Source organism: Staphylococcus sp. EG-SA-2 (assembly GCF_017152085.1).
The window spans coordinates 1-560 of the sequence record NZ_JACYHC010000082.1 but is presented as its reverse complement, the minus strand read 5'-3'; the positions used below and the strand labels follow the sequence as shown (position 1 = coordinate 560).

1 protein-coding gene and 1 pseudogene are annotated in these 560 nt (G+C 30.4%); one reads left to right on the top strand and one right to left on the bottom strand.

Features of this window, described 5'->3' with window-relative positions:
• Positions 1-111 (top strand): annotated as a pseudogene (locus IDG60_RS00660) (response regulator transcription factor); the annotation flags it as partial.
• Between the two features lie 368 nt (positions 112-479).
• On the opposite strand, the gene IDG60_RS21720 reads toward IDG60_RS00660, so the two are convergent.
• Positions 480-560: hypothetical protein (locus IDG60_RS21720; RefSeq protein WP_241013316.1), on the bottom strand; the 81-nt coding region annotated here is incomplete at its 5' end.

Below are 560 nucleotides of genomic sequence, written 5' to 3'. Positions count from 1 at the left end.
CATATGACATCATTAAGACAAAAACTTTCACAATGTCATGAGGACGCAAAAGATATTATTAAAACACATCCACGCATTGGTTATCAAATGTTGCAGTGGAAAGAGAAATAATTAAATAAAAAAGATCCTGCCATTAAACGAATGATTGGCAGTGATCTTTTTTATATTCAACTTATTATTTATCGCGCACTAGCGTCAGCAAAAAGCCCTATTATTTTTTTACAAGAACATGATACTGAAATTTCATAAAGTTTATTTATGTTCGATTATTCTTAATTTAAAAATAGTTCTTTAAATTATATACCCACCACATTTGGTGGAGAACCATATTTACACAGAATGATATAACCGCATACAGATCTCAATCCAATTAAATATTTAACCTTTAAAACGTTAGTACTTTGATATCTACAGAGAATCAATTATTGAAAACAAAAAAGAGCTCAAGACATTACATCTTTAAGCTCTTAATCTATAAATTATTTTTGATGGTCAGCAAATGTGCGACCTTTCATAGGTCTGCTTCCACCGCTGCTCTTCTCTTTACGGTCGAATTTTTT